Raw genomic sequence first — 26949 nt, forward strand, 5'->3', positions numbered from 1 at the left:
TTCAGGTTTAATGCATTTTTCTCTGGTATATATCGACCCCGACACACGCGCGAGTTGCCGTCAGACAGAAGAATTCCGGACGCGGACCGCGACGACAGTGCAATGTTAACTATAGCGTAAACGCTGTCTGGCCTATGCTTATCGCTTGGTTGTGATTCGCATTGGAGAAAGTGACAAATGGGTGTCGGAAAAGAAACGGCCCTTACGCAAATTGACAGGATACTCCGCGTTGATGCCGATGATCTGGCCGGTACGATTGCCGGCGCCAGGTTCAACCAGTCGGGCAATCTCGATTCGGCGCTGATCGATCTGGCGAAGGTGGTCGTGCACCCGGTCGTGGGATTGTATCAGATCGCTTTCGGGCGGGTGCCGGACAGCGAGGGACTTGACTACTGGGTACACCGGTTCCTGGATGGCCACATCGTTCCCGATAGCCCGGAGACACTGAAGGCGATCTCCGCCGCGTTTACGGAAACCCCGGAGTGGAGCGATTTCGTCAGGGGCAAGAACAACGAAGGCGTCGTGATCGCCCTGTACCAGCAGGCGCTGGGGCGCGCGCCGGATGACGCAGGACTTGCCTATTGGGTCGGCGAGCTGGAAAGCGGTCGCTCGGCGGGCGATCTTCTGGTTGATTTCTCGCTGTCGCTTGAGTTTATCACGCGCGCGACGCCGTTTATCGAAGATCTGCTGGAGGACGCCGCGGCCGGCGTCGAGCCCGGCGGCAAGAACCCGCTGATCCCCGGCGGCACCGCGCCCGCAACGGAGGTGCCGGCGTTGCTGGCGGCCGATGTCGTGGCCGACCATATCGCGTCGATCCTGCGGCTGGCGCCTTCCGATTACCTCGTCCAGTCGTTCCAGAACCGCTACTACAGCGTTGGAGATTTGGACAGCGCCCTGCTGGACGTCGCCGCCGTGACCGTGGCGCCTGTGATCTCCCTCTACCAGATCGCGTTCAACCGGCTGCCCGATGAGGCGGGCCTCGACTTCTGGGTCGGCCAGCTCGGTGGCGGCGAACTTGGCGCCGTGGACGTGGCTAAACTCACCGCGATTTCCGAGGCGTTCGTCAACTCCGACGAATGGCGGCAGGAATATGCCGGCGACTCCACAACGGAACTCGTCACCTCGCTGTACCGGCAGGCGCTGGGGCGCGCGCCGGACGACGCAGGCCTCGCCTACTGGGTGGACCAGATCGATCACCACGGCCTCTCGCCGGCCCTGTTCCTGATCGATTTCTCGACGACGCCCGAGTTCGTGGGCCGTTCGGCGCGGCTGATCGATGGCACGCTGCAGGGCTCCGTTTCCGGCGTCATCGATGACAGCCGTTCGCTGTTCACACTTGATCTCGTCGATCTCGACAACGGCATCGGCAGCAGCGTGGACAGCGTCGTCGGCAACGATATCGCGGACTGGGCCACGGACCGCCAGGCGTTGAAGGAAATCCGCACCGGCCAGACCACGGGCGATCACAGCAAGGTCGTCGAGTTCGTCGTGGATCGCGACGGGCCGACCGGCGCCGACAACTTTTACCGCTATCAGGGCGCCAAGTTGCACGACGCCGGCGCACCGGAAGGCAACGACGGCTATCTCGACCTGCATCACGGCGCCGAGTTCTCGTTCTCCTTCCACATCGAGGAATGGTGGGGCGGCGACGGCAAGCAGCAGTTGAGCGGCGCCTGGGTGCAGTTGCAGAACGAAGACAAGGACCTGGACTCTTCGGGCCTGTTCTCCATCGTCGAATACGTCGATCCCCAGGCCGCTGCGGCCCTCAATGTCAAGATCGGGGACGGCGATACGTTCAGCGGCGGATTCCGCTTCTGGAATTCGGATGTCGGCTGGGTGAAGTATGTTGAATACGACGCTTCCGGCTGGGTTTCGCTCTCCTTCGCGTTCACGGAAGGCGCGCACGTCTGGAAACTGAACGGCGAGGAAGTCTATCGCCAGACGGCGATCGGGGACAGCGGCAACGCGCTTCCGAATGCCGTCGACAAGACCGATGTCATCGAGACCGTGATCTTCAACAGCCAGAACTTCGGCGCTGACGAGACCTATCGCTATGACGACATCAAGCTGACGGGCGTATCCGCAAACCAGAACTTCTATCCGTTCGGCATCGACGACCTCGCGCCGGTCTGATCGCAGGCGGCGGTCTGTCCGCTCCGCTTCACCCTCGATGACGGCACCCGATCACCGGTCGGGTGCCGTTTTCATGGCGCATACGCCGACGACGCCGGCGGGTCATCGCTGCTTCCGCTCCGCGTTCTTCCCGTCCGCCGGCGGTTGCTCCCAGCCGAAGACGCTGCGGCCGCCGTAAGCATGCGAGCGCTGCCGCTCGCCCTCGATGAACTGCGGCAGCGTGGGGCCGCCGGCCGTCCGCTCCAGCCGCCGCGTCTGCTCGTCGAGGCGGCGGATGGCGTCGAGCTTTTCGTCGTTGCCCAGCTTCGCCCTGTCGACTGCGGCCTTCAGCACAGCGATGGTCTGGTCGTAGACCTTCGTTGCCACGGGATAGGGATGGCGGTCCTTGCCGCCGTGCGAGAGCGAGAAGCGCGCCGGATCGGCGAAACGGCAAGGCGCGCCGTGCACCACCTCCGCCACCATGGCGAGCGACTCGACCGTGCGGGCGCCGACGCCCGGCACGAGCAGAAGCTCGGCAAAATCCGCCGGGGCGCTGTCTGCGGCGGCGGCGAGCGCGCCATGCAGACGGCGGATCATCACGTCCTTCGGTCGCACATCGTGATGCGCCGGCATGACGAGATGCGGCAGGAAGGGGGCATCGGGCGGCGCTGCCGTGGCCGGCGTTCCCCTCAGGGCCGCCACCTCGCCGGCGATTCGGTCAGGCCCGAGATCGCGCAGCAGGTCGAGCTGTCCCTGGCGGGAGGCGGCGGCGCGCGCGTCCGTCAGGTTGACGATATTGCCCTGGTTGCGGCCCTCGATGGCCGCATGCGGCGCCTCGACGAAGCTCCGCAGGTCCTCGGAAAGCCAGTGGTAACGGCGCGCGTAGCGCGTGTCGCCGTTCATCCCCTGCTGGATGACCACCCACTTGCCATCATCGGCGACAATGAAGCCGTGCAGGTAGAGGTCGAAACCGTCCTGCACGGCCGCGCTGTCGACCTTGGCGACAAGGCGGCTTGCCCTGGCCAGCGCCGCCCCGTCGAGGCCGACGCGCTCGCCGATCGCCGCGAGTTCCTCTGGCGTCTTGCGGGAATGGCTGCCGCGCCCGCCGCAGACGTGGAGGCCGAGTTCGGCGGAAAGCGGCGGCAGGCCGCGCTTCAGCGCGCCGATGACGCTGGTGGTGATGCCGGACGAATGCCAGTCCATGCCCATCACGGCGCCGAAGGACTGGAACCAGAAGGGATGCGCCAGCCGCCGCAGAAACTCGTCGCGGCCGTAATGGTGCACGATCGCTTCCGCGATCAGGGCGCCTAGCTTCGTCATTCTCTGGCCGAGCCATGCCGGCACGCGGCCATTGTGCAGGGGCAGGTCGGCGCTGCCGGCGCGACGGGCCATCGAATATCCTCGGCTATGAAACAGGAACGCATGCCGGAGTTGCAGACGGAACACTCAGTCCCGCCGCAGCTCTGGCCGCTTGTCAGCACATCGGATCGTGCTGAAAAATGCGCACGCTCTCCAGCCCGGTATCGTAGCACCCGGCGCTGCCAGCCGCCACTGCCTGTTGTTCTCAGCGGCCCGGCATCGCCTGCAGTTCCTCGACGAGAAAATCCAGAAACGCGCGCAGCGACGGTGGCGAATGTCGCCGGCCTGGCGTGGCTGGGGCTGGTCGGCGCGGCGCTGACCTATATCCTCTGGTTCCGGGAGGTGGCACGGCTGTGCTGCTCGGATGTATGGTCCTGCGCCAGACATTGACGGCGCCGCAGATCGCCGGTGTCGCGATCGTGATGGCCAGCCTCTAGCCAGCGTTTCCAGCGCATGGCGGCGTCGGCCGCCGCAGCACCCCTGCCACGTTCCGCGCCCTCGACGAACCCGCGCGGGATCGAATAGTCTGATCCGATTGCGGCCGAGACGATTCGTTTGCCTTTCGGCCGCGCGAGCGGAATAACGTTGAGTCATGAGCTTTTACGCCGATCTGCACGTCCACTCGAAGTACTCCCGCGCCACGAGCCGGGACCTCGACCTCGAACATCTGGCCTGGTGGGCGGCACGCAAGGGCATCGCCGTGGTCGGCACCGGCGATTGCGTGCATCCGGCATGGCTCGCCGAAATCCGAGACAAGCTGGTGCCGGTCGACGGCGGCCTTTTCCGCCTGCGGCCGGAGATCGAGAAGGCGGTGTGGGAGACCCTGCCGCCCGCCTGCCGGCAGCCGGTGTCCTTCATGCTGTCCACCGAAATCTCGACGATCTACAAGAAGGGCGACAAGACCCGCAAGGTCCATCACCTGATCTATGCCGCGGATCTGGATGCAGCCGACCGGCTGGCGGCGAGCCTCGCGCGCATCGGCAACATCGCGTCGGACGGGCGGCCGATCCTCGGGCTCGATTCGCGCAACCTGCTGGAGATCGCGCTGGAATCGGGCCCGGACTCCTATTTCGTCCCGGCCCATATCTGGACGCCGTGGTTCGCCGCGCTCGGCTCGCAGTCCGGCTTCGATTCCATCGAAGAATGTTATGGCGACCTCGCCGGTCACATTTTCGCGGTGGAGACCGGCCTGTCGTCCGACCCGGCGATGAACTGGCGCATCTCCTTCCTCGACCGTTACCGCCTCGTCTCCAATTCGGACGCGCACTCTCCCGGTAAGCTCGGCCGCGAGGCGACGCGCTTCTCCTGCGAGGCCGACTACTTCGCCATCCGCCGCGCGCTGGAAACCGGCGAGGGCTACGGTGGCACGGTCGAATTCTTCCCCGAGGAAGGCAAGTACCACATGGACGGTCACCGGGCTTGCGAGGTCCGGCTCAATCCGAAGGAAACGCTGGCGCTCGGCGGCATCTGCCCTGTCTGCGGCCGTCCGGTCACCGTCGGCGTGGCCCACCGTATCGAGATGCTGGCCGACCGCAGCGAGGCGGAGGCAGTGCCGCCCGAGACGGCTGGCGAGGTGTCGAGCCTCGTGCCGCTGCCGGAGATCCTGTCCGAGATCGCGGGGAGCGGCGTCGCCTCCAAGACCGTGGCGGGCGCCTGGGACCGCGCCACCGCCGCGCTCGGCCCGGAACTGTCCGTGCTCGGCGAAACGCCGGTCGAGGATATCGCCAGGGTCCATCCGCTGATGGGCGAGGCCATCGCCCGGCTCCGGCGCGGCGCGGTGATCCGGCAGGCGGGCTACGACGGCGAATACGGCGTCATCCGGCTGTTCGAGGAAGGCGAGCTTGGCCGCCTGTCCAGGGGCGAATTGCTGTTCGACACGCCGCTCGCCCGCCGCGCCGGACAGCCGAAACGGCGGGCGAAGGCCGCCGCGCCCGCCGGGGCGCCCGCGCCTGTGGAGCCCGCCTCACCCACGCCGTCCGGCCGCGCGGGCCTGCTGGCCGGCCTTGACGCCGATCAGGCGTGCGCGGCGGAGGCGACGGGCGTGCCGCTGATGGTGATCGCCGGCCCGGGCTCGGGCAAGACGCGGATGCTGACCCACAGGATCGCCCATCTCGTGCGCGAGTGCGGCGTGCCGGCCACTGCCTGCCTCGCCGTCACCTTCACCCGCAAGGCGACGGAGGAGTTGCGCGCGCGACTTGCGGCCCTGCTCGGGCAGGAAGCGCGGCAGGTGGCCGTGCACAGCTTCCATTCGCTGGGGCTCGCGATCCTGCGTGCTCACGCTGCCCGGGCAGGCCTCGCGCCGGACTTCGGCATCGCCGCCGAGGCGGAGAGGAAGGCCGCGCTGGCGCAGGCGCTCGGCGTCAGCGAGAGCCGGGCCGGCCGGTTCCTCAAGGCGGTTTCGCTGCTGAAGCGGACGGGAGCAACGGGCACGGACGAGGAAGAAAATGCGCGCGCCGCCCTTCGGCGGATAGCCCGCGAGCAGAACCGGCTCGATTTCGACGATCTCGTGGTGCAGGCGGCCGATCTGCTCGAAACCCATCCGGACATCGCCGCCCTCTGGCGGGAGCGTTTTTCCCATGTCTTGGCCGACGAGTTCCAGGATATCGACGAGCAGCAATACCGCCTGCTGCGGCTGATCGGGGAAGACGGGGGCGATCTTTGCGTCATCGGCGATCCCGATCAGGCGATCTACGGCTTTCGCGGTGCCGATGCCGCCTGTTTCGCCCGTTTCGGGCAAGATTTTCCATCCGCCCGCACCCTGCGGCTCGCGAACAACTACCGCTCGACCGGCACCATCGCGACCGCTGCCGCCCGGTTCATCGGTGCGCCGGTGGCGGGCATCGTCCGGCCCATGCAGGAGCCGATCGCGCTCCACGTCGCCGCTACCGAGGCGGCGGAGGCGGAGTTCGTCGCCGCCACCATCGAGGATTTGCTCGGCGGGCACGACATGCTCGCCGCCAACCGCGGCGGGCGCGCCGGCGCCGCCGACAGGCCGCTGGGCTTCGCGGACTGCGCCGTGCTCTATCGCACCGATGCGCAGGCGGCGGCACTGCGGGCCGCTTTCGACCGTGCCGGCATTCCCTTCCGGAAAAGCTCTCCCGCCCCCATCCAGGACCATCCGGGCGTGGTGGCAATCCTTGAAGCACTGGAAGACGTGGCTGCAGGCCCAGACCTGTCGGCACGCATCGCGGCGGCGGCCGAGACGGCGCGCAAGCAGGGAAAGGCCGACGCGCCGGCGCTCGCCGAAGCCAGGGGCTGGCTCGCCGCTCTCGCCGCATCGGATGCCGTCGCCGGCGATGCCGGCCGGCTTGCTGAAGAAATCGCCCTGTCGACGGAGGCCGATTTCCGTGACGCGCGGGCCGACCGCGTCTCCCTGCTCACCATGCATGCGGCGAAGGGGCTGGAGTTCGCCGTTGTCTTCGTGATCGGCATGGAAGCGGGCCTTGTACCGTTCTCGTGGGGGCCGGAGGATGACGAGGTGACGGAAGCCGAGGAACGGCGCCTGTTCTACGTCGCCATGACGCGCGCCCGGGACAGGCTTTTCCTCACGCGCGCCGCGGAACGCTTCTGGCGGGGCGAGACGCGCCTGCGGGCGCCCTCGCCCTTCCTCGGCGCGATCGACGCCGCGTTGACGACGAGCACCGGCACGGACGGCCGCAAGAGGCGGCAGGCGAAACAGCTCAGCCTGTTCTGACACCGCCTCACCCGTCACGGGTGTTGCCATGGCTTCAGCGTATCCGTTTCCGTTGCAAAACGGGCCGATGCCGGTCATGCTTGCGCAGATGACAGCTTATCCGGAGGCTTGGCATGTTTTTCCGTCGGCTTGCCGTCGCTCTTGCCGCGATCCTCACCTGCGCCTCCGCCCGGGCGGACGCGACGGCGGAAATCAGGCAACGGCTCGAACAATGGACCGCCGATTTCAACGCCGGCCGCAAAGCCGAGGCCTGCGACCTGTTCTCGAAATCGCTCATTTCCGATTTTCGCGGACAGGGCGAAGCCGGCTATGAGGCGCGCTGCGCCATCATCTCGCGCGCGCTCGACGACAGCAGCCGGAAACTGCACTACGCGGCGGACATCAAGGAGATCATCGTCGAAGGCGCCCTCGCGGTCGTGCGGCTGACGTGGACGCTGAAGGTGACGCCGGGCGACGCCATCAGCATCGAGCCGGGCCTCGATGTCTTCCGCCGGGAGGACGACGGCCAATGGCGCATCATCCGCTATATGGCCTATACCGAGGATTGACGAGGCCCGGTCAGGCCGCGTCGTCCAGCCCTATGTCGACGGCGGGTGCGGACTGGAACGGGCGGCTGGTGGAGATGAAGTCGACGCCCGTTTCCGCCACGGCGGCAATCGTATCGAGACGGATGCCGCCCGAGGCTTCGAGCTTCGCGCGGCCCGCGACATGACGGACGGCTTCTGCCATGTCCGCGATGCTCATGTTGTCAAGCATGATGACATCCGCCCCCGCCGCCAGTGCTTCCGCGACCTGATCGAGACGGTCGCACTCCACCTCGATCCGCGTCAGGACCGGCGCCCGCTGCCGCGCGATGCGGACGGCGTCGGCAATGCTGCCGCAGACGGCGATGTGGTTGTCCTTCAGCATGATACCGCTGTCGAGCCCGAGGCGGTGGTTCAGGGCGCCTCCGCAACCGGCGGCGTGTTTTTCCAGCATCCGCAGGCCTGGCGTCGTCTTGCGGGTGTCGAGCAGCCGGGCGGGCGTGTGTGCGATGGCGCCGACATACCGCGCCGTCTCCGTCGCGATGCCGGAAAGGCGCTGCACGATGTTGAGCGCCGTGCGCTCGGCCGTCAGCAGCGACTGCGCCGGACCGGAGACGACCGCAAGCGCCGCCCCCTTCCCGACCGCATCGCCCTCCGCGACCTGCAGCGCCACCCTGCAGGACGGGTCGTAGCGCGTGAACACCATGGCGGCGACCTCGACGCCGGCGACCGTCATGGGCTCGCGCGCCTTCATGTAGAATCTCGCGGTCGCTTCCGGCGCGATCATGAGCTGCGCCGTCAGATCGACATGGCCGATATCCTCGGCGAGCCACTGGTCGATAAGACGCAGAACGCTGAATTTGTCGTACATGGCCGTCCCTTTGCGCCGCCGGCTTCCAGAATCGTCATTGGCCCCGCATCAGAGCATCTCAAGCGGGCGCTTGCGCGATGGCGGCGCGAAAGCGCGGTCGAGGCGCGCGAAGTCCTCGCCGTCGAGCCGCAAGGCAGCCGCGCCATGGTTCTCCCGCATATGGGCCGGGCGCGCGGCCTTCGGGATGGCGATGGTCTGCGGGCGGCGCAGCACCCACGCCAGCGCCACCTGATACGGCGTCGCCCCATGTTTCGCGGCGATCTCCGCCAGCGCGCCGCCCTTCGGCAGGCCGCCCTGCTCGATGGGGCTGTAGGCCATCAGCGTTACATCGTGATCCGCCAGCCACGGCAGCAGGTCCCACTCCGGCCCGCGCCGCGTGAGATTGTAGAGCACCTGATTGACCGCGCAGGCATGGCCGCCGGGCGTGTTCCACAGTTCCTCCATGTCGTCGGTATCGAAGTTGCTCACGCCCCAACGGCGGATCTTGCCCGCCGCGATCAGCGCCTCGAACCCGGCCACGGTCTCTTCCAGCGGCACGCCGCCGCGCCAGTGCAGCAGATAGAGGTCCAGTCGGTCGGTCCGCAGCCGCTTGAGGCTGCGCTCGCAGGCGTCGATCACGCCCGCGCGGCTGGCGTTGTGAGGATAGACCTTGCTGACGAGGAACACGCCGTCGCGCAGCCCCTGCAGCGCTTCACCCAGAAAGGTCTCGCAGGCGCCGTCGCCGTACATCTCGGCGGTGTCGACCAGCGTCATGCCAAGTTCGACGCCGAGCCGCACCGATTCGGCTTCCTCCCGCGATGCGCCGGGCCGTTCGCCCATCATCCACGTGCCGATGCCGAGCGCCGGAACCGCCTCGCCGCCGGGAAGAACCACCTGATTGCCCATTATTCACCTCCCGATGCCGTTACAATGCGAATGCCATTGCCGCGCGGCGCGCGCAAGCGTGCTATTGATGGCGGCATCGTTTCCGAACCACCCGTTTCGCGCAAGAGCATGTCGACCCAGACCCCTTCCCGGCCGGAGGTCCGCCAGCAGACCGATCTCGTCATCGGCCTGAGTGCCGTCATCGTGGCGGTGACCGGCGACGATCCCAAGGTGCTGGTCGTCCGCCACTGCGGCGGCCGGGAGGCGCTGCCCTCCGGCCCGCTGGAACGCGGCCATCGCACGCTGGAAACCGGCCTGAGGAACTGGGTGGAGCGCCAGACGCTTCAGAAGCTCGGCTATGTCGAGCAGCTCTACACCTTCGGCGACCGCGACCGTAGCGAGACGGACGGCGCGAACGCGACGCGCGCGCTGTCCGTTGCCTACCTCGCTCTGGTGCGCGAGGCACGGCCGGCGGGCGACGCCGATGCGGCCTGGCAGAGCTGGTATCGCTACTTCCCTTGGGAGGATTGGCGCGACGGCCGTCCGCCGGTGCTGGACGCGCTGGAGCCGGTCCTGCGTGACTGGGCGGCCGCGGATGTGCGGGCCACCCGCGGCGAGCGGCTCTCGCTCGCATTCGGCTTCGGGGAGCGCGGCGTGTGGGACGAGGAACGCGCGCTCGAACGCTACGAACTGCTCTACGAGGCCGGGCTGGTGGGCGAAGCGCTGCGCGAGCAGAACGCCGGCCGCGCCGCCCCGCTCGCCGGTAGCGTCGAGATGGCCGTCGATCACCGCCGCATGCTGGCGCTGGCCATCGCCCGCCTGCGCGGCAAGATCAAGTATCGGCCCGTTGTGTTCGAGCTGATGCCGCCGAGCTTCACGCTGCTTCAGCTCCAGCGCACGGTCGAGGCACTCGGCGGGGTGCGGCTGCACAAGCAGAACTTCCGCCGGCTGGTGGAGCAGCAGCGTCTCGTGGAGGAAACAGGCGAGGCCACAGCCGAGACCGGCGGACGCCCCGCCCGCCTCGTGCGCTTCCGCCGCGAGGTGCTGCTGGAGCGCCCCGCGCCGGGCGTGCGCCTGCCCGTCGCCGGCGGCCGGCGCTGAGGCGATCCTCGTATTGCTGAAAAATATATTTTCCGCGATTTTCATGACATTCAGTTGACAAAGCCTTATGCTCAATTTTAGCATAACGGTCTGTCGGGCAATTCTGCCCGGCGTTTCAAGGGCGCGTTCCGATCCAATGGGATCATTGGATCGCTAAGAATTCGCTCAAAATCAAAGAATTAGAGCATGCCGGCGTTTCCGTGAAACGATCGTATGTTCTGCACCCCTATTATGCTCATTATGAGCACAAGGAAGATGCGATGCTCTACGCCAACTTCGCACCCCGTGAGGAAACAGCCCCCGCCTCCCTTGCCGCCGCGCGCCCGGAGGAAGGCTTTCCGCTGCCGCAACTCTATGCGCGCGTGTCGAAACACCTGTTGCCGGGCGAGTGGCCGGCGGTCGCACGCGAGGTCGAGGCCATCGAGCGCCTGAAGAAAGAGCGCAACGCCGTCGTGCTCGGCCACAACTATCAGGCGCCCGAGATCTTCAACACGGTGGCGGATATCGTCGGCGACAGCCTCGCGCTCGCCCGCGAGGCCGTGAATGTGGATGCTGACGTCATCGTGCTGGCCGGCGTGCATTTCATGGCCGAAACGGCGAAGCTGCTCAATCCGTCGAAGACCGTGCTGATTCCGGACGACGGTGCCGGCTGCTCGCTCGCCGATTCCATCACCGGCGCGGACATCCGCCTGCTGCGTCAGCGCTATCCCGGCGTGCCGGTCGTCACCTACGTCAACACTTCCGCCGAGGTGAAGGCCGAGAGCGACTATTGCTGCACGTCGGGCAATGCCGTGAAGGTGGTGCGCCACGTCGCGCGTGAGTGGGGCGTCAACCGCATCCTGATGCTGCCGGACGAATATCTGGCGCAGAACGTGCAGAAAGAGGTTCCGGAGATCGAGCTGATCGCCTGGAAAGGCCATTGTGAGGTGCACGAGCGTTTCACCCCGCAGGACATCCGCGACCTGCGCGAGAGCTATCCGGGCATCGTGGTGCTCGCCCATCCGGAATGCCCGCCGGAAGTGGTGGCGGAAGCCGATTTCGCCGGCTCCACGGCCGCGATGGCGGACTATGTCGGCGACCACAAGCCGGGCCGCGTGGTGTTGATCACCGAGTGCTCCATGGCCGACAACGTTTCGGTCCATAACCCGGAGGTGGAGTTCGTGCGGCCCTGCAACCTGTGCCCCCACATGCGGCGCATCACGTTGCCGAAAATCCGCCGCGCGCTGGAGACCATGAGCGTCGCCGTCGAGATCGACGCGCGGGTGGCCGGGCGCGCCCGTGCCGCCGTCGAGCGCATGCTCGCCGTCCGTTGAAGGGGCCGATGTCATGTTGCAGGATTGCATTCTCGTGGTCGGCGCGGGTGTCGCCGGGCTTGCCACGGCGCTACGTCTCGCGCCCCTGCCGGTCACCCTGATCGCCGGCAGCCCCCTCGGCCATGGAGCCGCGACGGCGCTGGCGCAGGGTGGCATCGCCGCTGCCCTCGGAGACGACGACGCGCCCGAATTGCATGCCGCCGACACGCTCGCGGCCGGCGCGGGCCTCGGCGATCCCGCCGTCGCCCGGCGCGTCGCGGAAGCGGCCGACGAGGTCGTCGCGTGGCTCGCCGGGCTCGAAACCCCGTTCGATCGCGATGCGGAAGGCAGGCTGGCGCTCGGCCTCGAAGCCGCCCACGGCCGCCGCCGCATCGTCCACGCGCGTGGCGACAGGACCGGCCTTGCCGTGCTGGAAACGCTGATCCGCGCGGCCCGCGGCGCACCCCACATCATGATCGCCGACGATCTGCGCGCCGTCGCCCTGCTGCGCGATGCGCACGGCCGCATCGCCGGGCTCAGGGCACGTGCGCCTTCAGGCGAAGTCGCCCTGCCCGCCCGGGCCGTGGTGCTTGCCACCGGCGGGCTTGGCGCGCTCTACGGCTCGACCACGAACCCGCCGGGCGCGGTCGGCTCGGGGCTGGCGCTCGCCGCCCGCGCCGGCGCGGTAATGCGCGACATGGAGTTTGTGCAGTTCCATCCCACAGCAATCGCCGTTGGCGCCGATCCGATGCCGCTCGCGACCGAGGCTTTAAGGGGCGAAGGCGCGATCCTGCTGGACGAGCGAGGCAAACGCTTCATGGAAGACGTGCCGGGCCGGGAACTCGCTGCGCGCGACGTGGTGGCGCGCGCCATCTTCAGCGAGATCGCGGCGGGGCGGCAGGTGTTTCTCGATGCCCGCCTGAAGGGCCTCGACGGCCGCTTTCCCGGCGTCGTGGCGCTCTGCCGCGCCCATGGGCTCGATCCCGCGCGCCAGCCTATCCCGGTGCGCCCGGCCGCGCATTACCATATGGGCGGCATCCGGGTGGACGCGGCGGGCCGCAGCACCGTCGCCGGACTCTGGGCCTGCGGCGAGGTGGCATCGACCGGCCTGCATGGCGCCAACCGGCTCGCCAGCAACTCGCTGCTCGAAGCGCTCGTCTTCGCGGGCTGGAGCGCGGACGACATACGCGGCAACCTTGCCCTGCCCGGCGCGCCGGAGACGCGCACGGCGCCGCGCGGCACCATACCCGCGCCTGCCGATATCCGCGCGCTGATGGACGCCGGGGTGGGCGTGGTGCGCGATGCCGCCGGGCTCAGCCATGTCATCCGCCGGCTTCACGATGTCGCGGCGGACGACCGCGCCCTCGTGGCGCTGATGGTCGCGGCCGGTGCCTTCGCGCGCCGGGAAAGCCGCGGCGGGCATTTCCGCGCCGACTGTCCCGCGGCCGATGCCATCGGGCGGCACAGCGAGACAACGCTCGACGCCACCCTGCGTTTCGCCGGGGAATTGTGCGGCGCGCCTCAGTCGCGGCAAGTAGCCTGACAGACAGACGTGGCGCGGCGAACGCCTCAATACCTGAGGCGCGCGTAGAAGGACCCGGCCGAGGCTGCCCGCGCCTCGCCCAGCGTGGTGATGCCCTTCTGGGCCAGCAGCGGCAGCAGCTTCAGGAAGATGGCGGCGGTCGTCAGCGCGTCACCGACGGCCGTGTGGCGGGCGGCGAGGTTGATGCCGAGCCGCGCGGCCGTCGCTTCCAGCCCGTGTTCCGTCTCGTGCGGATGCACGATTGAGGCAAGCAGCAGCGTATCCAGCACCGGCTGCTCGAAGCGCACGCCGCTGACCGCCTCCTTGATCTGCAGGAAGCGCATGTCGAAGGCAACGTTGTGGCCGACGAGCACGGTATCGGCGGCGAAGGCGTGGAACAGCGGCAGCACCTCCGCGATCGGCGGCTTGCTGCGCACCATCTCGGGGCGGATGCCGTGGATCGGGATCGAGGCTTCCGGAATATGCCGGCCGGGGTTGACGAGCTGGTCGAAGCACTCCCCGTCGAGCAGGCGGCCATTGACGATCCGCGTCGCGCCGATCTGGATGATCTCGTCGCCGCCCGCCGGATCGAGCCCGGTGGTTTCGGTATCGAAGACCGTGTAGCTGATCCCGGTGAGCGGCCGCTCGTCGAGCGTGCTGCCTTCGGCGCTCGCCCTGAACAGGTCGAAATCGTAATAGACCGGGCGGCTGTCGGAGGGCGCGAGGGGCGCCTGCGGCGCGCCCGACGCCAACGGCAGCAGGAAGCGCACGAAGCGGTCGCTGCCCTCGCGCTGCCGGCCGAACCACACCTCGCCGCCATGCCGCTCGGCAACGTCGCGCACCGTCAGCGGCAGACGCTCGTCGCCGACCTGCATCGGCTCCGTCTGCCAGCCGGGCGCGGGCTCCGCGCTCTCCCCCCGCCAGAGCAGGTCAAGATGCGCCCGCCCCTCCGCGCGCCGCAGCCGCAGCGCCGGCCTGCCCGCCGCCGCGCCGTGCCGGCCGGCCAGAAAGGCAAGGGCGCTGATAACGGCGAAGCTGTCTACCCGCAGCCACAGCCCGGGCTCGGCGTCGGTTTCGGCCGCGTCCCCCGACGTGGCGGCAATCCGCCGCGCGGCGGCGGCGAGGAGGTCCGCGCCCAGCATGTCCTGCAGCGGCCAGCGGCCCTTCAGGTCCTCGGATGTATCGGCGGCGAGCGCCTCAAGCCGCCGGCCCATCGCCGACACCTCGTCGCGCACGATCGCCTGGAAGCGCGCGCGTTCGTCCTCCGCCAGATCGGGATAGTCCATCAGGTCGAGCGCCGCCTGCATGGCCGCCAGCGACGCGCGGCTCGCCTCGGTGAGCGTCAGCAGCCGGGCGTCGCGGCTCGCGTGCGCGCGCTGTTCCTCGGTGATGTCGTCGACCAGCAGCACGAAGCCGGTCAGCGCGGCGGTGGCGCCTTCGCCCGCCGGGCGCACGCCTGCCATGCCCACCCGCAGCAGGTGGCCGTCGGGAAGCCCGGTCACGAAATGGGCCGGCGCCCCGCCGGCGCCCCGCTGTTCGAGCATCTCGCGCGCATGGGCGATGAGCGCGGGGTCTAGCAGCGCATCGATGGACCGTCCAAGGCCCACGGTGCCCCCGCAGGACGCGAAGAGACGGCTGCTTTGTTGGTTATAAAGCAGGATGCGGCCGTCGAGGTTGCAGACGATCACGCCCTGTTCGAGCTCCGCCATCAGCGCCGCGAGCTGGTCGCGCTGATAGGCGACGGCCTCGCTGGCGTCCGCGATCCGCTCGTCCATGTCGCTACGCAGCGTGCGATGCCGGTCGGCGAGGGTGTTGATGGCCTCGGCCAGAGCCCGCAGGGTCGCGTTGCCCTGAGGCGGAATGGCGGGCGCCTGCGGATCGCCGGCCAGTACGCGCGTCGCGTCCGCGAGCCGGTCTGCGCCAGCCACGAAGACGGCATGCAGGCGGTAGAGGCCGAAGGCCGCAGCGGCCGCGGCCGCGAGCCACCAGACGGCGAGCACGGGCGCCTGTGTCGAGAGCGCGGCGCCGAGGCCGGTCCGTGACTCGGGCGCCGCGCCGGTGAAGAGCAGAAGCAGCGCGACCGCCTCCCACGCCGCCAGCAGCACGCCCGGCGCGAGCAGGGCCAGGAGAAGGCGGCGATCTCCCCTCACGCCAGCATCTCCCGCACCTTTTCCAGCAGTTCGCGCGTCGAGAACGGCTTGGTGACATAGGCATCGGCACCGGCCCCGAGCCCGCGCGCCATGTCGGTCTCGCGGCCCTTGGCGGTCAGCATCAGGATGCGGATGTCGCGTATCGCGGGATCGGCGCGCACGGCCTCGCACACCTCGAAGCCGGAATGCACCGGCATGGTGGCGTCGAGCAGCACCAGCGCCGGCCGCTCGCGGCGGATCGCCTCCAGCGCCTCGGCGCCGTCGCGCGCCACCAGCACCCGATGCCCCTCGCGCTTCATCATGAATTCGAGCGATATGACGATGTTCGGCTCGTCGTCGGCGATCAGCACCGTGGCGCTCATTTCTTCTCCCCCTCCGGCGCGGGCGGAAGCGGCAGCCGGAAACCGAAGCACGCTCCTTCGCCCGGCTCCGATTCGAGCCACATTTCTCCCCCCAGATGATTGACGATCCGTCGGCTGATGGGAAGCCCGAGCCCGGTGCCCGGTGGCCGCGTGAGGGCGTCACCGCCCTGGCGGAAACGATCGAAGACATGGGCGCGGTCCGCCGAAGGCACGCCGGGACCGTTGTCCCGCACCCGCACTTCCAGACTGTCGCCGGCGATCTTCAACGATACTTCGATCCGTCCCCTCCCTTCCGGAACGAACTTCGCCGCGTTCGACAGCAGGTTCAGCAGCACCTGCGTCAGCCGGTCCGCGTCGGCGCGCACCGGCGGCACGGCTGGCGGCAGATCGAGCGCGATCGCGGTGCCGCGCTCGGCGAACAGCGCCGACATGCCGCCCGTGGCGGAGACGATCAGCGCGCCGAGGTCGACATCGCTGTTATGCCATTCGGCCTGGCCGGATTCGATCTTCGCCATGTCGAGCACCTGGTTTACCAGCCGGCTCAGGCGCTCGCTCTCACCCACCACGATGCGCAGGAATTCGGCGCGCTGGGCCTCGTCCATGTCGGGCGTGTCCAGCATGAGTTCGCTCAGCGCGCGGATGGAGGTCAGCGGCGTGCGCAGTTCGTGCGTGACGGAGGAGATGAAATCGTCCTTCATCTGGTCGAGGCTTTTCAGTTTTTCGTTGGCTGCGCGCAATTCGCTCGCCTCGCCGAGAATGGCGATCACGTCGTCTAGGTCGAGCGCTTCCTCCTCGACAACGGAGGCCACCATCACCCGCGCCGATGCCGAGCCCACGGCACCCGCAAGCTGCCGCTCCACCCGGTCGACGAGTTGCGCGTCCGCCAACGGGCCGGCGCCGTGGCCTGTGGACTGACCTGCCTGCCCGCCTGCGAACAGCAGCCGGCCGCGCTCGTCGCCCAGCACGCGGACGGCCAGCGCTTCAAGGTCCGCAATCCGCGCCCGGCCGCGCCAGAAGACCGGCGCCTCGCCGGCGTCGCCACGCTTCATGATATCGACGAACAGCAGCGCCTGGCTCGTTTCCCGCGCGCCGGGCGCCCGCCACAGCGACAGGCCGACATAGAGGCCGACGTTGGCCAGCAGGCTCCAGAACAGCGCATGGGTGAGATTGTCGAGCCCGGCGAGGTCGAAGAGGCGCTCCGGCGCCAGCATCTCTATCCCCCAAGGCCCGTGCGCGACGAAATCCGCCGAAATCCAGCCCGAGCGAGCGACGGATGGCAGCATCAGCGTATAGGCCCAGAGCGAAAAGCCGCCGATGAGGCCGCCGAGCGCGCCGAGCCGCGTGCCGCCCTTCCAGTAAATGCCGATGAGCAGCGCCGGGCCGAACTGCGCCACCGCCGCGAAGCTGATGAGGCCGATGCTGACGAGCGCATAGGCATCCCCGGCCATGCGAAAATAGAGATAGCCCAGCAGCAGGATGCCGAGAATCGCGGCCCGGCGGATGTTGAGCAGCAGGCCTGTGAGATCGCGGCCGGAATAGGCCCCGAACCCGCGCCCGCGGAACAGCGCCGGCATGACGAGATCGTTGCAGACCATGGTGGAAACCGCGATCGTCTCGACGATCAGCATGCCCGTCGCCGCCGACAGCCCGCCGACATAGACGAACAGCGCCAGTGCCCGCGCGCCGTCCGCCAGCGGCAGCGTCAGGACATAGGTTTCGGGATCGACCGTCTCCATGCCGAAAATGAGCCGCCCGCCGATGGCGATGGGCAATACGAATACGTTGATCAGGAACAGATAGGCCGGAAACACCCAGGCAGCGCGCTTCAGATGTCGCTCGTCGACGCACTCCACCACCATCATCTGGAACTGGCGCGGCAGCAGCAGCACGGACAGCATGGCGAGAACGACGAGCGCGAACCATTGCGCATGGCCGAAGCCGCCCTCCCCGGTGCCGCTGCCGAGCCGCGCGAGCGCCCGCAACTCCGGCAGCACGGCGGCACGCGCCCAGATGTCGGCCGGGCCGTCGAACAGCCCCCAGGTGACGAAGACGCCCACCGCGAGAAAGGCGCCGAGCTTCACCACGGATTCGAAGGCGATGGCCGCCACCATCCCCTCGTGACGCTCGGCGCTGTCCAGATGGCGGGTGCCGAAAAGGATGGTGAACGCGGCGAGCGCCATCGCGACATAGAGCGTGCTGTCCCGCCACCACACCAGCGCGCCGCTGTCGGCGGGCGCCGCCGTCATGATCTGGTAGCCCGTCGCCACGGCCTTCAGCTGCAGCGCGATGTAGGGCACGATGCCCACCACGGTGATCAGCGTCACCAGCGCGGCGAGAAGCGGGCTCTTGCCATAGCGACTGGCGATGAAGTCCGCGATGGAGGTGATGCGGTATGTACGCGCGATGCGGATCATGCGCAGGATGACCACGCCGGCGAGCAGCATCGCGAGCATGGGGCCGAGATAGATGGGCAGAAACCAGATGCCCTCGGCCGCCGCCTCGCCGACACTGCCGAAATAGGTCCACGCCGAACAATAGACGCCGAGCGACAGCGCATAGACCAACGGGTTGTCGATCACGGAGCGCCCTTCCGCCGCGCGCCGGTCGGCAAGGGCCGCGATCGCGAACAGCAGCAGCAGATAGCCGAAGGAGACGCCGAGGACGAGCGGGGCGGACATGGGCTTCAGCCGGAAGGGGGCGGCCGGCGTGCCGGGCGCGCCTCCGCCACGAAGGCAAGAAGCACGATCAGCAGCGCCCAGATGACGAACATCGCGACCGGCAGCAGCGGCAACCCGGCCACCGTGACGTCGCGATCCCAGATGAGGATCAGCGGAAAATTGAACAGCAGCGCGGCCGCGGCCCAAAGGCCGAGCGAAAATCGCGTGTGTGGCATGCCTCCCTTCACAGCACATCCAGCCTGTAATGCCGCTCCAGCCACTGGCGGAAGCGGCGGACGATGGCGAGCGAATCCTTCAGCGCCTGTTTGTCGAGTGTGCCGAGTTCGTCGAGCCGCACCATCGTATCAGGCGCGCGGCCAGCCGCCATCTGCCGCAGATTGCTCGACAGCTTCATCCCCATCAGGAAATGCAGTGCGTCCGCGAGATCGCGGACGAAGGGCGTATCGATGCGGCCGTCGGCCTCCAGCGCCGCCAGCCGTGCCACGGTCGCCGTCTCGCCCACCCCGTATTGCAGCGCGAGCGCCCGGACACCGTGAACCAGCGGGAACAGGCCGCGCTTCTTCAGGTCGATCTGCGCGGAGGCACGGCCGCCGAGGCCCGGCAGCCGCGACCACCAGCCCCCGCTCTCGAACTGCTCGATGGCGGCGGCGAAGCGGGCGTAGTAGCCGTCGTCGTTCATCATCAGCTCTCTCACCCGCGTACGCGCCGCGTCGAGCAACGTCGGATCGCCCGCCACAGGCGCCGCATCCAGAAAGATCGCGAGGTTCATCGGCCCTTCCGGATCGGCGCCGTGGATCCATTGGCGGAGCGTCTCGCAGAAGGTGCCGACGTGCTGGCGCCAGAGCGGACGGCTCAGCATGATGCCGCCGGGGCACGGCGGATAGCCCATCGAGATCAGCGCTGCGGTGAAGGCCTCCGTCACCGCCTCCAGATCCGGATGGGAAAAGCCGTCGCGCAGCAGCAGGGCGTTGTCCTGATCGGTCTTGACGATCTGCTCGCCGCGCCCCTCGCTCCCCATGACGATGAGGCAGCTGTTGGCACGCAGCTCGGCTGGCGCCAGCAACTGCCACAGACGGTCGAAAATCTGGCGGTTCAGCGCGCCCACGAGCCGCGCGATCACCTCAATGCGCACGCCGTCCTCATGCAGCACGGTAATCAGGCTGTCGACCTGCCGCGCGGCGGTTTGCAGCGCGGCGATATCGGGCGCCTGCGCCACCTGCAGGGCGGTGAGCTGCGAATGGCCGGTGATGAAGGCCATCAGATCATACTGGCTGAGCAGCCCGGCGACCTTTTCGCCGTCCATCACGATGACGCGGTGAATTCGGTGGCGCAGCATCAGGATCAGCGCCCGGTAGAGTTCGTCATCGATGGAGACGGAGATCGTCTCGAAGGTCGAGACGGCCCTCACCGGCAGGCTCGCGGGCGGCTCCGGCCGCAGCAGCGCATCGCGCAGGTTGGTGGTGGTGAAGATGCCGAGGCGCTCGCCGTCCCGCACCAGCGCGTCGCCCAGCCCGCGCGCGGACAGCAGGCGGCACAGGCTGACGAGATCGGTGCCGCCATCCACGACAAGAGGCTCGCGGACGCGGGCATCGCCCACCCGTGCTGTCATCAGCGATACCAGCTCCCGCCGTTCGCGCGCGATGCCGATCCGCCCCGCGGAGGGAGGACCGGCATCGTCGCCCGGAGCGGGGCCTCCCGCCGGCGTGTCCGGCGGGAGGAAGCTGTCGTTAGTGAGAGGAGGCTTTCGCGGCACCGATGCCGGTCTCCGAGCGCACCTGCTGCGCCAGGAAGCCATCGCGGTCGATCTGCGCCCGGCGGCTCCTGTCGAGTACCGAGAACAGCCAGATCCCGACGAAGCCGATCGTCATCGAGAACAGCGCCGGCGAGGTATAGGGGAACGGCGCCGAGCCCTTTGCGTAGCCAAGCGTCGCTTCCCACACGGAGGGCGAGAGCACCGTCAGCACCACCGAGGAGATGAGGCCGAGGAAGCCGCCGATCACCGCGCCCCAGGTCGTCGTGTCCTTCCACAGGATCGACAGGAACAGCACCGGGAAGTTCGCCGACGCCGCGATGGCGAAGGCGAGCGACACCATGAAGGCGATGTTCTGCTTCTCGAACGCGATGCCGAGCGCGACCGCCAGGATGCCGAGCGCCACGGTGGTGATGCGTGAGACGCGCAGTTCCGAAGCGCTGTCCGCCTTGCCGTCCTTCAGGATGGTGGAGTAGATGTCGTGCGACACGGCGGACGCGCCCGAGAGCGTGAGCCCGGCCACCACGGCGAGGATGGTTGCGAACGCCACGGCCGAGATGAAGCCGAGGAAGATGTTGCCGCCCACGGCATGCGCCAGATGTACCGCCGCCATGTTGCTGCCGCCGATAAGGCCGCCGCGCGGGTCGAGGAACGACGGATCCGTCAGCACGAAGGTGATGGCGCCGAAGCCGATGATGAAGGTGAGCAGGTAGAAGTAGCCGATCCACCCCGTGGCCCACATCACCGATTTGCGCGCTTCCTTGGCGCTGGGCACGGTGAAGAAGCGCATCAGGATGTGCGGCAGGCCGGCCGTGCCGAACATCAGCGCCATGCCGAACGAGATGGCCGAGATCGGATCGGTGATGAAGTTACCCGGCGCCATGATTGACAGGCCGCTCTGGCGCGCCTGCTCCGGCGCGGCGCCACCCGCAGAGGCGATTCCCGCCTTCACGTCGACGGCGCTGGCGAAAAGCCGCTCGGGGCTGAAGCCGTAGTTCCACATCACCATGAAGGCCATGAAGCTCGCGCCGCCCAGCAGCAGGCAGGCCTTGATGATCTGCACCCACGTCGTCGCGGTCATGCCGCCGAACAGCACGTAGATCATCATCAGCGCGCCGACGATCACGACCGCGATCCAGTATTCCAGCCCGAACAGCAGCTTGATGAGCTGGCCCGCGCCGACCATCTGCGCGATCAGGTAGAAGGCAACGACGACGAGCGTGCCCGAGGCCGCGAAGATGCGCACCGGCGTCTGCGCGAAGCGGAAGGCGGCGACGTCGGCGAAGGTGAACTTGCCGAGGTTGCGCAGCCGCTCCGCCATCAGGAAGGTGATGACCGGCCAGCCGACGAGGAAGCCGATCGAGTAGATGAGGCCGTCGAAGCCCGAGGCCATCACCGCCGCCGAAATGCCGAGGAACGAGGCGGCGGACATGTAGTCGCCGGCGATGGCAAGGCCGTTCTGGAAACCGGTGATGCCGCCGCCCGCCGTGTAGAAGTCCGCCGCGGACTTGGTGCGCGCGGCCGCCCATTTCGTGATGAAGAGCGTGCCGATCACGAAGACGGCGAACATGATGATCGCCGTCCAGTTGGTCGGCTGCTGCTCGGCCTGGCCGCCGAGGTCGCCGGCGGCGAGCGCGACGGTCGGGGCGGCCAGAAGGGCCGCGCCGCCCAGAGTCCTGAAGAGATTTCTGGCAAGGCTGCTCATTGCAGCACCTCCCGCTTCACCGTTTCGGAAAGAGCGTCGAATTCGCCGTTGGCCCGCCGCACATAGACGGCGGTGATGACGATGGTGAAGATGATCACGCCGAAGCCGACCGGGATGCCGAGCGTCGTGACGCCGTCTCCCAGCGGGGTTGCCAGCAAATTCTTGCCGAACGCGATCAACAGGATAAAGCCGTAGTAAACGATCAGGATAGCGATCGTCAGCGTCCAACTGAACCGGGATCGGGTGGCTTTCAGGGACTGATATGTTGGGTTGGCCGCAACGCGCTCGGCCACGGACGTGTCCATCTTGGTTATCCTCCTTAAAACTATTTCAGATTCAAACGAATCCGTGCGGATTGCGGTGTTTCCGCTCCGCTTTTTTATTTGCGCCCGTGGCGGAAAGCTTTCCGCCCCGTACGGTCACTCTTTTCATTCGGCCGCTTATGCAGAAAACCGATCGGCCAATATATGAGGTATCTTTCATGCGTGCCGGTTTAGCAACCTATACTCTTGGCTGATACGCGGAAAGTTCCGGCGGGCGCCCCGGCGAATGGCGCCGCTCTATGAAACCAGCGGCCGCAGCAGCATTTCCGCGCCGAGGACGATCAGACAGAACAGGAACCAGCGGCGGAAAGTCTGCGGGCTGATCTTTTGCCGAATAATCTGTCCCGCCCACATGCCCGCGAGCGCGGGGGCGACTGCCAGCGCGGACAGGACGAGGCTGTCGGCGTGAAACGCGCCGCGCGACGCCAGGCCGATCGCCAGCGCGACGGTCGAGACGGTGAAGGAAAGGCCGAGCGCCTGCACGAGATCGTCCCTGTCGAGGCCAAGCGCCTGCAGGTAGGGCACCGCCGGGATGACGAAAACCCCCGTTGCGCCGGTCACGATGCCGGTGATCGCGCCGACGGCCGGCGACAGCCAGGCCTCCAGCCGCGCCGGTACACGGATCTGGCGGGCCAGGAGCGTAAAGGCGGCGTAGAACACGAGCGCCGCGCCGAGCGCGCCCGTTGTCAGCGCCGTATCGCCGTGGGCGAGCAGCGAAGTGCCGGCGAGCGTCCCGGCGCCGATCGCCAGCATCATCGGCCAGAGCCGGCGCGCGAGCGGCCCGAAGCTTGGGCCGGCCGCGAGCTGCCAGACGTTGGTCACGAACGACGGCACGATCAGCAGGCTGGCCGCCGCGAGCGGCGAGACGAGCGCGCCGAGCACGCCCATGGCCACGGTCGGCAGGCCCATGCCGGTCACACCCTTGACGATGCCGGCGGCGAAAAAGGTCGCGGCAACCGCGACGAGGAGCAGGAGCGAGATATCCATCATGTCCGTCGGGATAAGGGATTCCGCGCCAGGCACAATGCGGATGATCCGAAGTCATGGCTTCGGCTGGTCCGAAGGCTCCATTTCGGCTATCCTCGCGGGCATGCGTTTCGATCTCACAGACCTTCGCCTGTTCCTTGCCGTGGTCGAGGCCGGCAGCATCACACGGGGGGCGGCGGACGTCGGCCTGTCTCTGCCGGCGGCCAGCGAGCGCCTGCGCGACATGGAGGCCTCCGGCGGCGTCCGGCTGCTCGAACGTGGCCGGCGCGGCGTCACCCCCACGCCAGCCGGCGAGGCGCTGGCCCACCATGCGCGCCTGATCGGCCGTCAGATGGCGCAGATGCGTGGCGAACTCGGCGAGCACGCAAGGGGCTTGCGCGCCACTGTCCGGCTCGCCGCCAACACGGCCGCCATCACCGAGTTCCTCCCCGGCAGGCTCGGCCCGTGGATGGCCGCGCATCCGCGGATCGATGTCGAGCTGAAGGAGCGGCAAAGTGCGGAGATTGCGCGGATGGTCGCGACCGGTTTGTCGGAAATCGGCATCCTCTCGGATGCGGTCGACACCGCCGGCCTGCGCGTGGTGCCGTTTGCTGTCGACAGGCTGGTCGTCGTCATGGCGCGTGATCATGCGCTTGCGGCGGCCCGGCGCCTCGCGTTTGCGGATGTGGTGCATTGCGAGTTCGTGGGGCTCGCCGGCGGTGCCCTGCAGGACCACATCGACGCGCAGGCCGCGCGGGCGGGCGTGAAGTTGAAGACGCGGCTGCGGCTGCGCACGTTCGACGGCATCTGCCGCATGGCCGCCGACGGCGTCGGTCTCGGCATCGTGCCCGAGACCGCCGCGCGCCGCTGCCGCGCCGCGACGGGAATCGCCTTCCGCCGCCTCGCCGACACCTGGGCGACGCGGCGGCTGTCGCTCTGCTGCCGGCCGGAGGACGAACTGACGCCGCCGGCGCGGGACCTCCTCGCGCATCTGGCGCAGGCCGGCCTGCCGTGTTCGGAGCCCGCCGCAGGATAATGATACTATAGCATTTCGACATTTCATTGAAACGCCGAAATGCTATAAGTTTTTGATATTACGCGCTATCTTCACGAAAACCGGTACCCGCTTTGCTTGAAAACGCTTTAGTCCGGATCGGCCTGCCGCAGGCCGGCGATCATGCCGGCGGTAACGAGTCCGACGCCGAGCCCGGCCGCGACGCCGGGCGTTTCCCCGAGAAGGGGAATGCCCGCCAGCGTCGTCAGAGCCGGCACGGCGGCGGTGAAGAAGGCAAGCCGGGTGGCGCCGAGCAGCACGATGGCCCGCGTGTAAATAACGATAGACGCGACGCCGATGACGGCGCCCTGAAAAATCCCCTGCACCAGCAGGTCGCGCCACGGTGTGTGGAACAGCGCCTTTCCCGGCAGAAGTGCGTAGACCGGCAGGAAAATCAGGGCCGAAAGGCCGGTGACGATGGCGGCGGCGCGCGTCGCCGGCAGGCCGAGGCGCCGCACGTAAAGCCCGTAGCCGGACCAGCAGAAGGAGGCAAGGAGCAGGCAGAGGTCGCCGGCGAGCAGCATCGGCGATGCGTTGGACAGGCCGTCCCACGCCATGGCGAGGACGCCCAGCGCGATGAGGGCGAGCCCCGTCCCTCGCCCCTCCGGCGCTTTGGCCCTCGCGAACGTCCGCATCAGCACGGCCGTGGTCAGCGGCAGCGTGCCATGGAGCAGCACCGTGCCGTGCGCCGCCGGCGCGAGCGCGAAGCCGGCATAGACGAAGAGCGCAAAGCCGAGCCCGCCCGAGACCGAGAGAACGGCGGCCTCGGTGGCGCCCAGGCCGCTGAGCCCGTGTTTCATCAGGATCGGCGACAGCAGAAGGCCGGCGATGCCGAAGCGCAACGCTGCGACATCCGATGGCGCGAGCGTGGCCGAAAGCCCGAGGCGGGATACGATCACGAAGCCCGCGAACAGTGCGACGACCGCGCAGCCATAGGCAACGCCCTGTGCGCGCACCCCGGACGGCTGTCTCATGGCTGGGCCAGCCCCTCCTGCGTGAGCGCCCGCCGGACGGCCGGGCGCGTCAGCACCTTGTCCATCAGGCCCGCCCACAGCGGCCATTCCGCCTCCATGTCGAAGCCGGCGTGCCTGCCCCACAGCCAGAATACAAGCAGATAGGGATCGACAACGGTGTATCCGCCCGGCACGGCCCAGTCACGTCCGTCCCCGAGGATGCTCTCTATGTGATCGTAGACGCGGCGGATGTTGTCCCGCCCCCGTTCAACCACGGCGGCATGCAGCGCCGGATCGCCGACAAAGCGGTGCGGACGCCAGAGCTGGCCGTAGCCGATGCCGTGCAGATCCACCGACAGCCACGACAGCCATTCGAGACAGCGCGCCTCTCCGGCGGGGTCGGCAGGCAGCAGCCCCGCTCCGGGATGGCTGCGGGCGAGATAAAGGAGGATGGCGACAGCCTCGGTCAGCAGCCCGGACTCGTCGCCGACGCCTGCCAGCGCCGGCACGCGGCCCTTCGGATTGAGCGCCAGATAGTCGGGCGTGGAAGTGCCCTCGCCGTTGCGGGCGGAGCGCACCTCCGCCTCGTAGGGCGCGCCGGTTTCCTCAAGCACGATGTGGACGGCGAGCGAACAGGCGCCCGGCGAATGGTAGAAGCGATGCACGAGACGAACTCCCGGTGATTGGATTTCAGGGGCCGATGAGGCGGCTTGGCCACGGGTTGCGGCTTTCCCGGAGCCATAACAGCGTATCGATCCAGAAACCGCTGGCGTGGCTGTCGTGGAAAAGGCTGAAGTGGCCGATGGCCTCGCGGTCGTAATCGGCCGGCGCGAGCAGCACGGCCTGCCGCGACGCGCCTGTGTAGTAGCGGAGCGCGCGCCGGATGGCCGGCACCGTGCCGAGTTCGTCGTCGGCCACGGCGACGGCAAGGATGGGCGCCTTCACCGCCGCCATGCGGCAAAGCGCCTTCGCCCGCTCATGGCGCGGATGGCTGCGCTCGAAGCGGCGGCCGCGAAAGCTCCACTCGTTGGCGACGCCGGCCGGCAGGTCTTCCAGCCAGCCGAACCGGCGGCCCGGAAAATAGCCGCAGAACGCCGTGGCGGCCGGCATGGCGACGTGCCATTTCAGGAGCAGGCCGAGCCGCCGGTGCGGGGCATAGTCGCCCCACCACGCATATTGCGCGCCCACCGTCAGCATCCTGTCGACCAGCGTCGCGCTTTCGGCAAGTCCGGGCAGGAAGCCGCCGATGCTGTGGCCGACCACCAGCAGCGGCCCGTCTTTCCGGCGGTCGCGCATGAAGCGGACAGCGGCGTCGAAATCCAGCTCGCCCCAGTCCCGCCAGCGATAGCGGCACCCTCTCAGGCGCGCCGGCCGCGACAGGCCGATGCCGCGATAGTCGTAGGTGAGAACGTCGAAGCCGTGCCGCACCAGAAAGCGCGCGTAACGGTGATAATAGCGCGCTGCGACACCGGTCGCGGGGTTGACGATGACCGTGCCGGCCGCGCCGCCGCCCGGAGCGGCCCACACGTGGCCGCCGAGCGTCACGCCGTCGCGGCAGGCGATTGCGACGGCCCTGCCATCCATGTCGGGTAAGGTGCGGATGTTCTCGTTCATGCCGGCGACGATAAAAGAAGAGCGCCGTCGTGTATATTCACTGGTCAGTATACAT

Annotated in this window: 22 protein-coding genes; 8 read left to right on the top strand and 14 right to left on the bottom strand. The window is 68.2% G+C overall.

The genetic code is table 11. The features are described from left to right. The first annotated feature begins 177 nt into the window (after positions 1-177). The gene (locus FHS82_RS12380; RefSeq protein ID WP_166953201.1) at positions 178-2133 is read left to right on the top strand and encodes a DUF4214 domain-containing protein; all 1956 of its coding nucleotides are present in this window, start codon (positions 178-180) and stop codon (positions 2131-2133) included. Positions 2134-2235: 102 nt separating this feature from the next. Here FHS82_RS12380 and FHS82_RS12385 read toward each other — a convergent pair whose 3' ends face one another. After that, positions 2236-3504, bottom strand: a complete 1269-nt coding sequence (locus FHS82_RS12385; protein ID WP_166953203.1) for a DUF763 domain-containing protein — start codon at positions 3502-3504, stop codon at positions 2236-2238. Between the two features lie 234 nt (positions 3505-3738). Here FHS82_RS12385 and FHS82_RS21355 point away from each other — a divergent pair, with 234 nt between their 5' ends. The 3 genes from FHS82_RS21355 to FHS82_RS12400 all read left to right on the top strand — a co-directional run bounded on the left by FHS82_RS21355 (position 3739) and on the right by FHS82_RS12400 (position 7713). Continuing rightward, the gene (locus tag FHS82_RS21355) at positions 3739-3861 is read left to right on the top strand and encodes a hypothetical protein (RefSeq protein ID WP_281351126.1); all 123 of its coding nucleotides are present in this window, start codon (positions 3739-3741) and stop codon (positions 3859-3861) included. Between the two features lie 202 nt (positions 3862-4063). Next, entirely contained in the window at positions 4064-7165 is a 3102-nt protein-coding gene (locus FHS82_RS12395) for a UvrD-helicase domain-containing protein (protein ID WP_166953205.1), read from the top strand. Positions 7166-7278: 113 nt separating this feature from the next. Further along, the gene (locus FHS82_RS12400) at positions 7279-7713 is read left to right on the top strand and encodes a YybH family protein (RefSeq protein WP_166953207.1); all 435 of its coding nucleotides are present in this window, start codon (positions 7279-7281) and stop codon (positions 7711-7713) included. 10 nt (positions 7714-7723) lie between these two features. Here FHS82_RS12400 and nadC read toward each other — a convergent pair whose 3' ends face one another. Together nadC and FHS82_RS12410 are read right to left on the bottom strand one after the other, a co-directional pair. After that, entirely contained in the window at positions 7724-8560 is an 837-nt protein-coding gene (nadC, locus tag FHS82_RS12405; protein ID WP_166953209.1) for a carboxylating nicotinate-nucleotide diphosphorylase, read from the bottom strand. Between the two features lie 48 nt (positions 8561-8608). Next, positions 8609-9445, bottom strand: a complete 837-nt coding sequence (locus tag FHS82_RS12410; RefSeq protein ID WP_166953211.1) for an aldo/keto reductase — start codon at positions 9443-9445, stop codon at positions 8609-8611. A gap of 108 nt (positions 9446-9553) precedes the next feature. Here FHS82_RS12410 and FHS82_RS12415 point away from each other — a divergent pair, with 108 nt between their 5' ends. The 3 genes from FHS82_RS12415 to FHS82_RS12425 all read left to right on the top strand — a co-directional run bounded on the left by FHS82_RS12415 (position 9554) and on the right by FHS82_RS12425 (position 13360). Beyond that, a complete protein-coding gene (locus FHS82_RS12415; RefSeq protein ID WP_166953212.1) occupies positions 9554-10525 on the top strand; it encodes an NUDIX hydrolase in 972 nt (323 codons plus the stop codon). A gap of 260 nt (positions 10526-10785) precedes the next feature. Continuing rightward, positions 10786-11838 carry a quinolinate synthase NadA gene (gene nadA / locus FHS82_RS12420; RefSeq protein WP_166953435.1) on the top strand — a complete coding sequence of 351 codons (1053 nt, stop codon included), beginning with the start codon at positions 10786-10788 and terminating at the stop codon, positions 11836-11838. 13 nt (positions 11839-11851) lie between these two features. Continuing rightward, positions 11852-13360: an L-aspartate oxidase gene (locus FHS82_RS12425; RefSeq protein ID WP_166953214.1), complete on the top strand. Its 1509-nt coding sequence runs from the start codon at positions 11852-11854 to the stop codon at positions 13358-13360. A 26-nt stretch (positions 13361-13386) separates the two neighbouring features. Here FHS82_RS12425 and FHS82_RS12430 read toward each other — a convergent pair whose 3' ends face one another. The 8 genes from FHS82_RS12430 to FHS82_RS12465 form a co-directional block, all read right to left on the bottom strand. Next, positions 13387-15489 (bottom strand): exonuclease domain-containing protein, encoded by a 2103-nt coding sequence (locus FHS82_RS12430; protein WP_166953216.1) that lies wholly within the window; start codon positions 15487-15489, stop codon positions 13387-13389. Continuing rightward, entirely contained in the window at positions 15486-15851 is a 366-nt protein-coding gene (locus tag FHS82_RS12435; protein ID WP_166953218.1) for a response regulator transcription factor, read from the bottom strand. The genes FHS82_RS12430 and FHS82_RS12435 overlap by 4 nt, the downstream gene beginning before the upstream one ends. Then, positions 15848-18529, bottom strand: coding sequence for an ATP-binding protein (locus FHS82_RS12440; protein ID WP_166953220.1), 2682 nt, complete (start codon positions 18527-18529; stop codon positions 15848-15850). The genes FHS82_RS12435 and FHS82_RS12440 overlap by 4 nt, the downstream gene beginning before the upstream one ends. A 5-nt stretch (positions 18530-18534) precedes the next feature. Then, positions 18535-18744 carry a hypothetical protein gene (locus FHS82_RS12445; protein ID WP_166953222.1) on the bottom strand — a complete coding sequence of 70 codons (210 nt, stop codon included), beginning with the start codon at positions 18742-18744 and terminating at the stop codon, positions 18535-18537. 8 nt (positions 18745-18752) lie between these two features. After that, on the bottom strand, positions 18753-20282 hold the full coding sequence (locus tag FHS82_RS12450) for a DUF294 nucleotidyltransferase-like domain-containing protein (RefSeq protein WP_343042567.1): 1530 nt from the start codon (positions 20280-20282) through the stop codon (positions 18753-18755). Then, positions 20257-21984 carry a cation acetate symporter gene (locus FHS82_RS12455; RefSeq protein ID WP_166953226.1) on the bottom strand — a complete coding sequence of 576 codons (1728 nt, stop codon included), beginning with the start codon at positions 21982-21984 and terminating at the stop codon, positions 20257-20259. The genes FHS82_RS12450 and FHS82_RS12455 overlap by 26 nt, the downstream gene beginning before the upstream one ends. After that, positions 21981-22289 carry a DUF485 domain-containing protein gene (locus tag FHS82_RS12460; protein ID WP_166953228.1) on the bottom strand — a complete coding sequence of 103 codons (309 nt, stop codon included), beginning with the start codon at positions 22287-22289 and terminating at the stop codon, positions 21981-21983. Before FHS82_RS12460 ends, FHS82_RS12455 begins: the two co-directional genes overlap by 4 nt. Positions 22290-22544: 255 nt before the next feature. Then, on the bottom strand, positions 22545-23297 hold the full coding sequence (locus tag FHS82_RS12465) for a sulfite exporter TauE/SafE family protein (protein ID WP_166953230.1): 753 nt from the start codon (positions 23295-23297) through the stop codon (positions 22545-22547). Between the two features lie 100 nt (positions 23298-23397). Here FHS82_RS12465 and FHS82_RS12470 point away from each other — a divergent pair, with 100 nt between their 5' ends. Then, the gene (locus tag FHS82_RS12470) at positions 23398-24309 is read left to right on the top strand and encodes a LysR family transcriptional regulator (RefSeq protein ID WP_166953437.1); all 912 of its coding nucleotides are present in this window, start codon (positions 23398-23400) and stop codon (positions 24307-24309) included. A gap of 107 nt (positions 24310-24416) precedes the next feature. On the opposite strand, the gene FHS82_RS12475 is transcribed toward FHS82_RS12470, so the two are convergent. From FHS82_RS12475 to FHS82_RS12485, 3 genes are read right to left on the bottom strand one after another with little or no spacing between them, the layout of a single operon-like run. Continuing rightward, the gene (locus tag FHS82_RS12475; RefSeq protein ID WP_166953232.1) at positions 24417-25301 is read right to left on the bottom strand and encodes a DMT family transporter; all 885 of its coding nucleotides are present in this window, start codon (positions 25299-25301) and stop codon (positions 24417-24419) included. Beyond that, positions 25298-25945, bottom strand: coding sequence for a glutathione S-transferase N-terminal domain-containing protein (locus FHS82_RS12480; RefSeq protein ID WP_166953234.1), 648 nt, complete (start codon positions 25943-25945; stop codon positions 25298-25300). The genes FHS82_RS12475 and FHS82_RS12480 overlap by 4 nt, the downstream gene beginning before the upstream one ends. Positions 25946-25970: 25 nt before the next feature. Continuing rightward, positions 25971-26894 carry an alpha/beta hydrolase family protein gene (locus tag FHS82_RS12485; RefSeq protein WP_208394210.1) on the bottom strand — a complete coding sequence of 308 codons (924 nt, stop codon included), beginning with the start codon at positions 26892-26894 and terminating at the stop codon, positions 25971-25973. Positions 26895-26949: the final 55 nt, after the last annotated feature.

Source organism: Pseudochelatococcus lubricantis (genome assembly GCF_011762225.1).
Lineage (GTDB): Bacteria > Pseudomonadota > Alphaproteobacteria > Rhizobiales > Beijerinckiaceae > Pseudochelatococcus > Pseudochelatococcus lubricantis.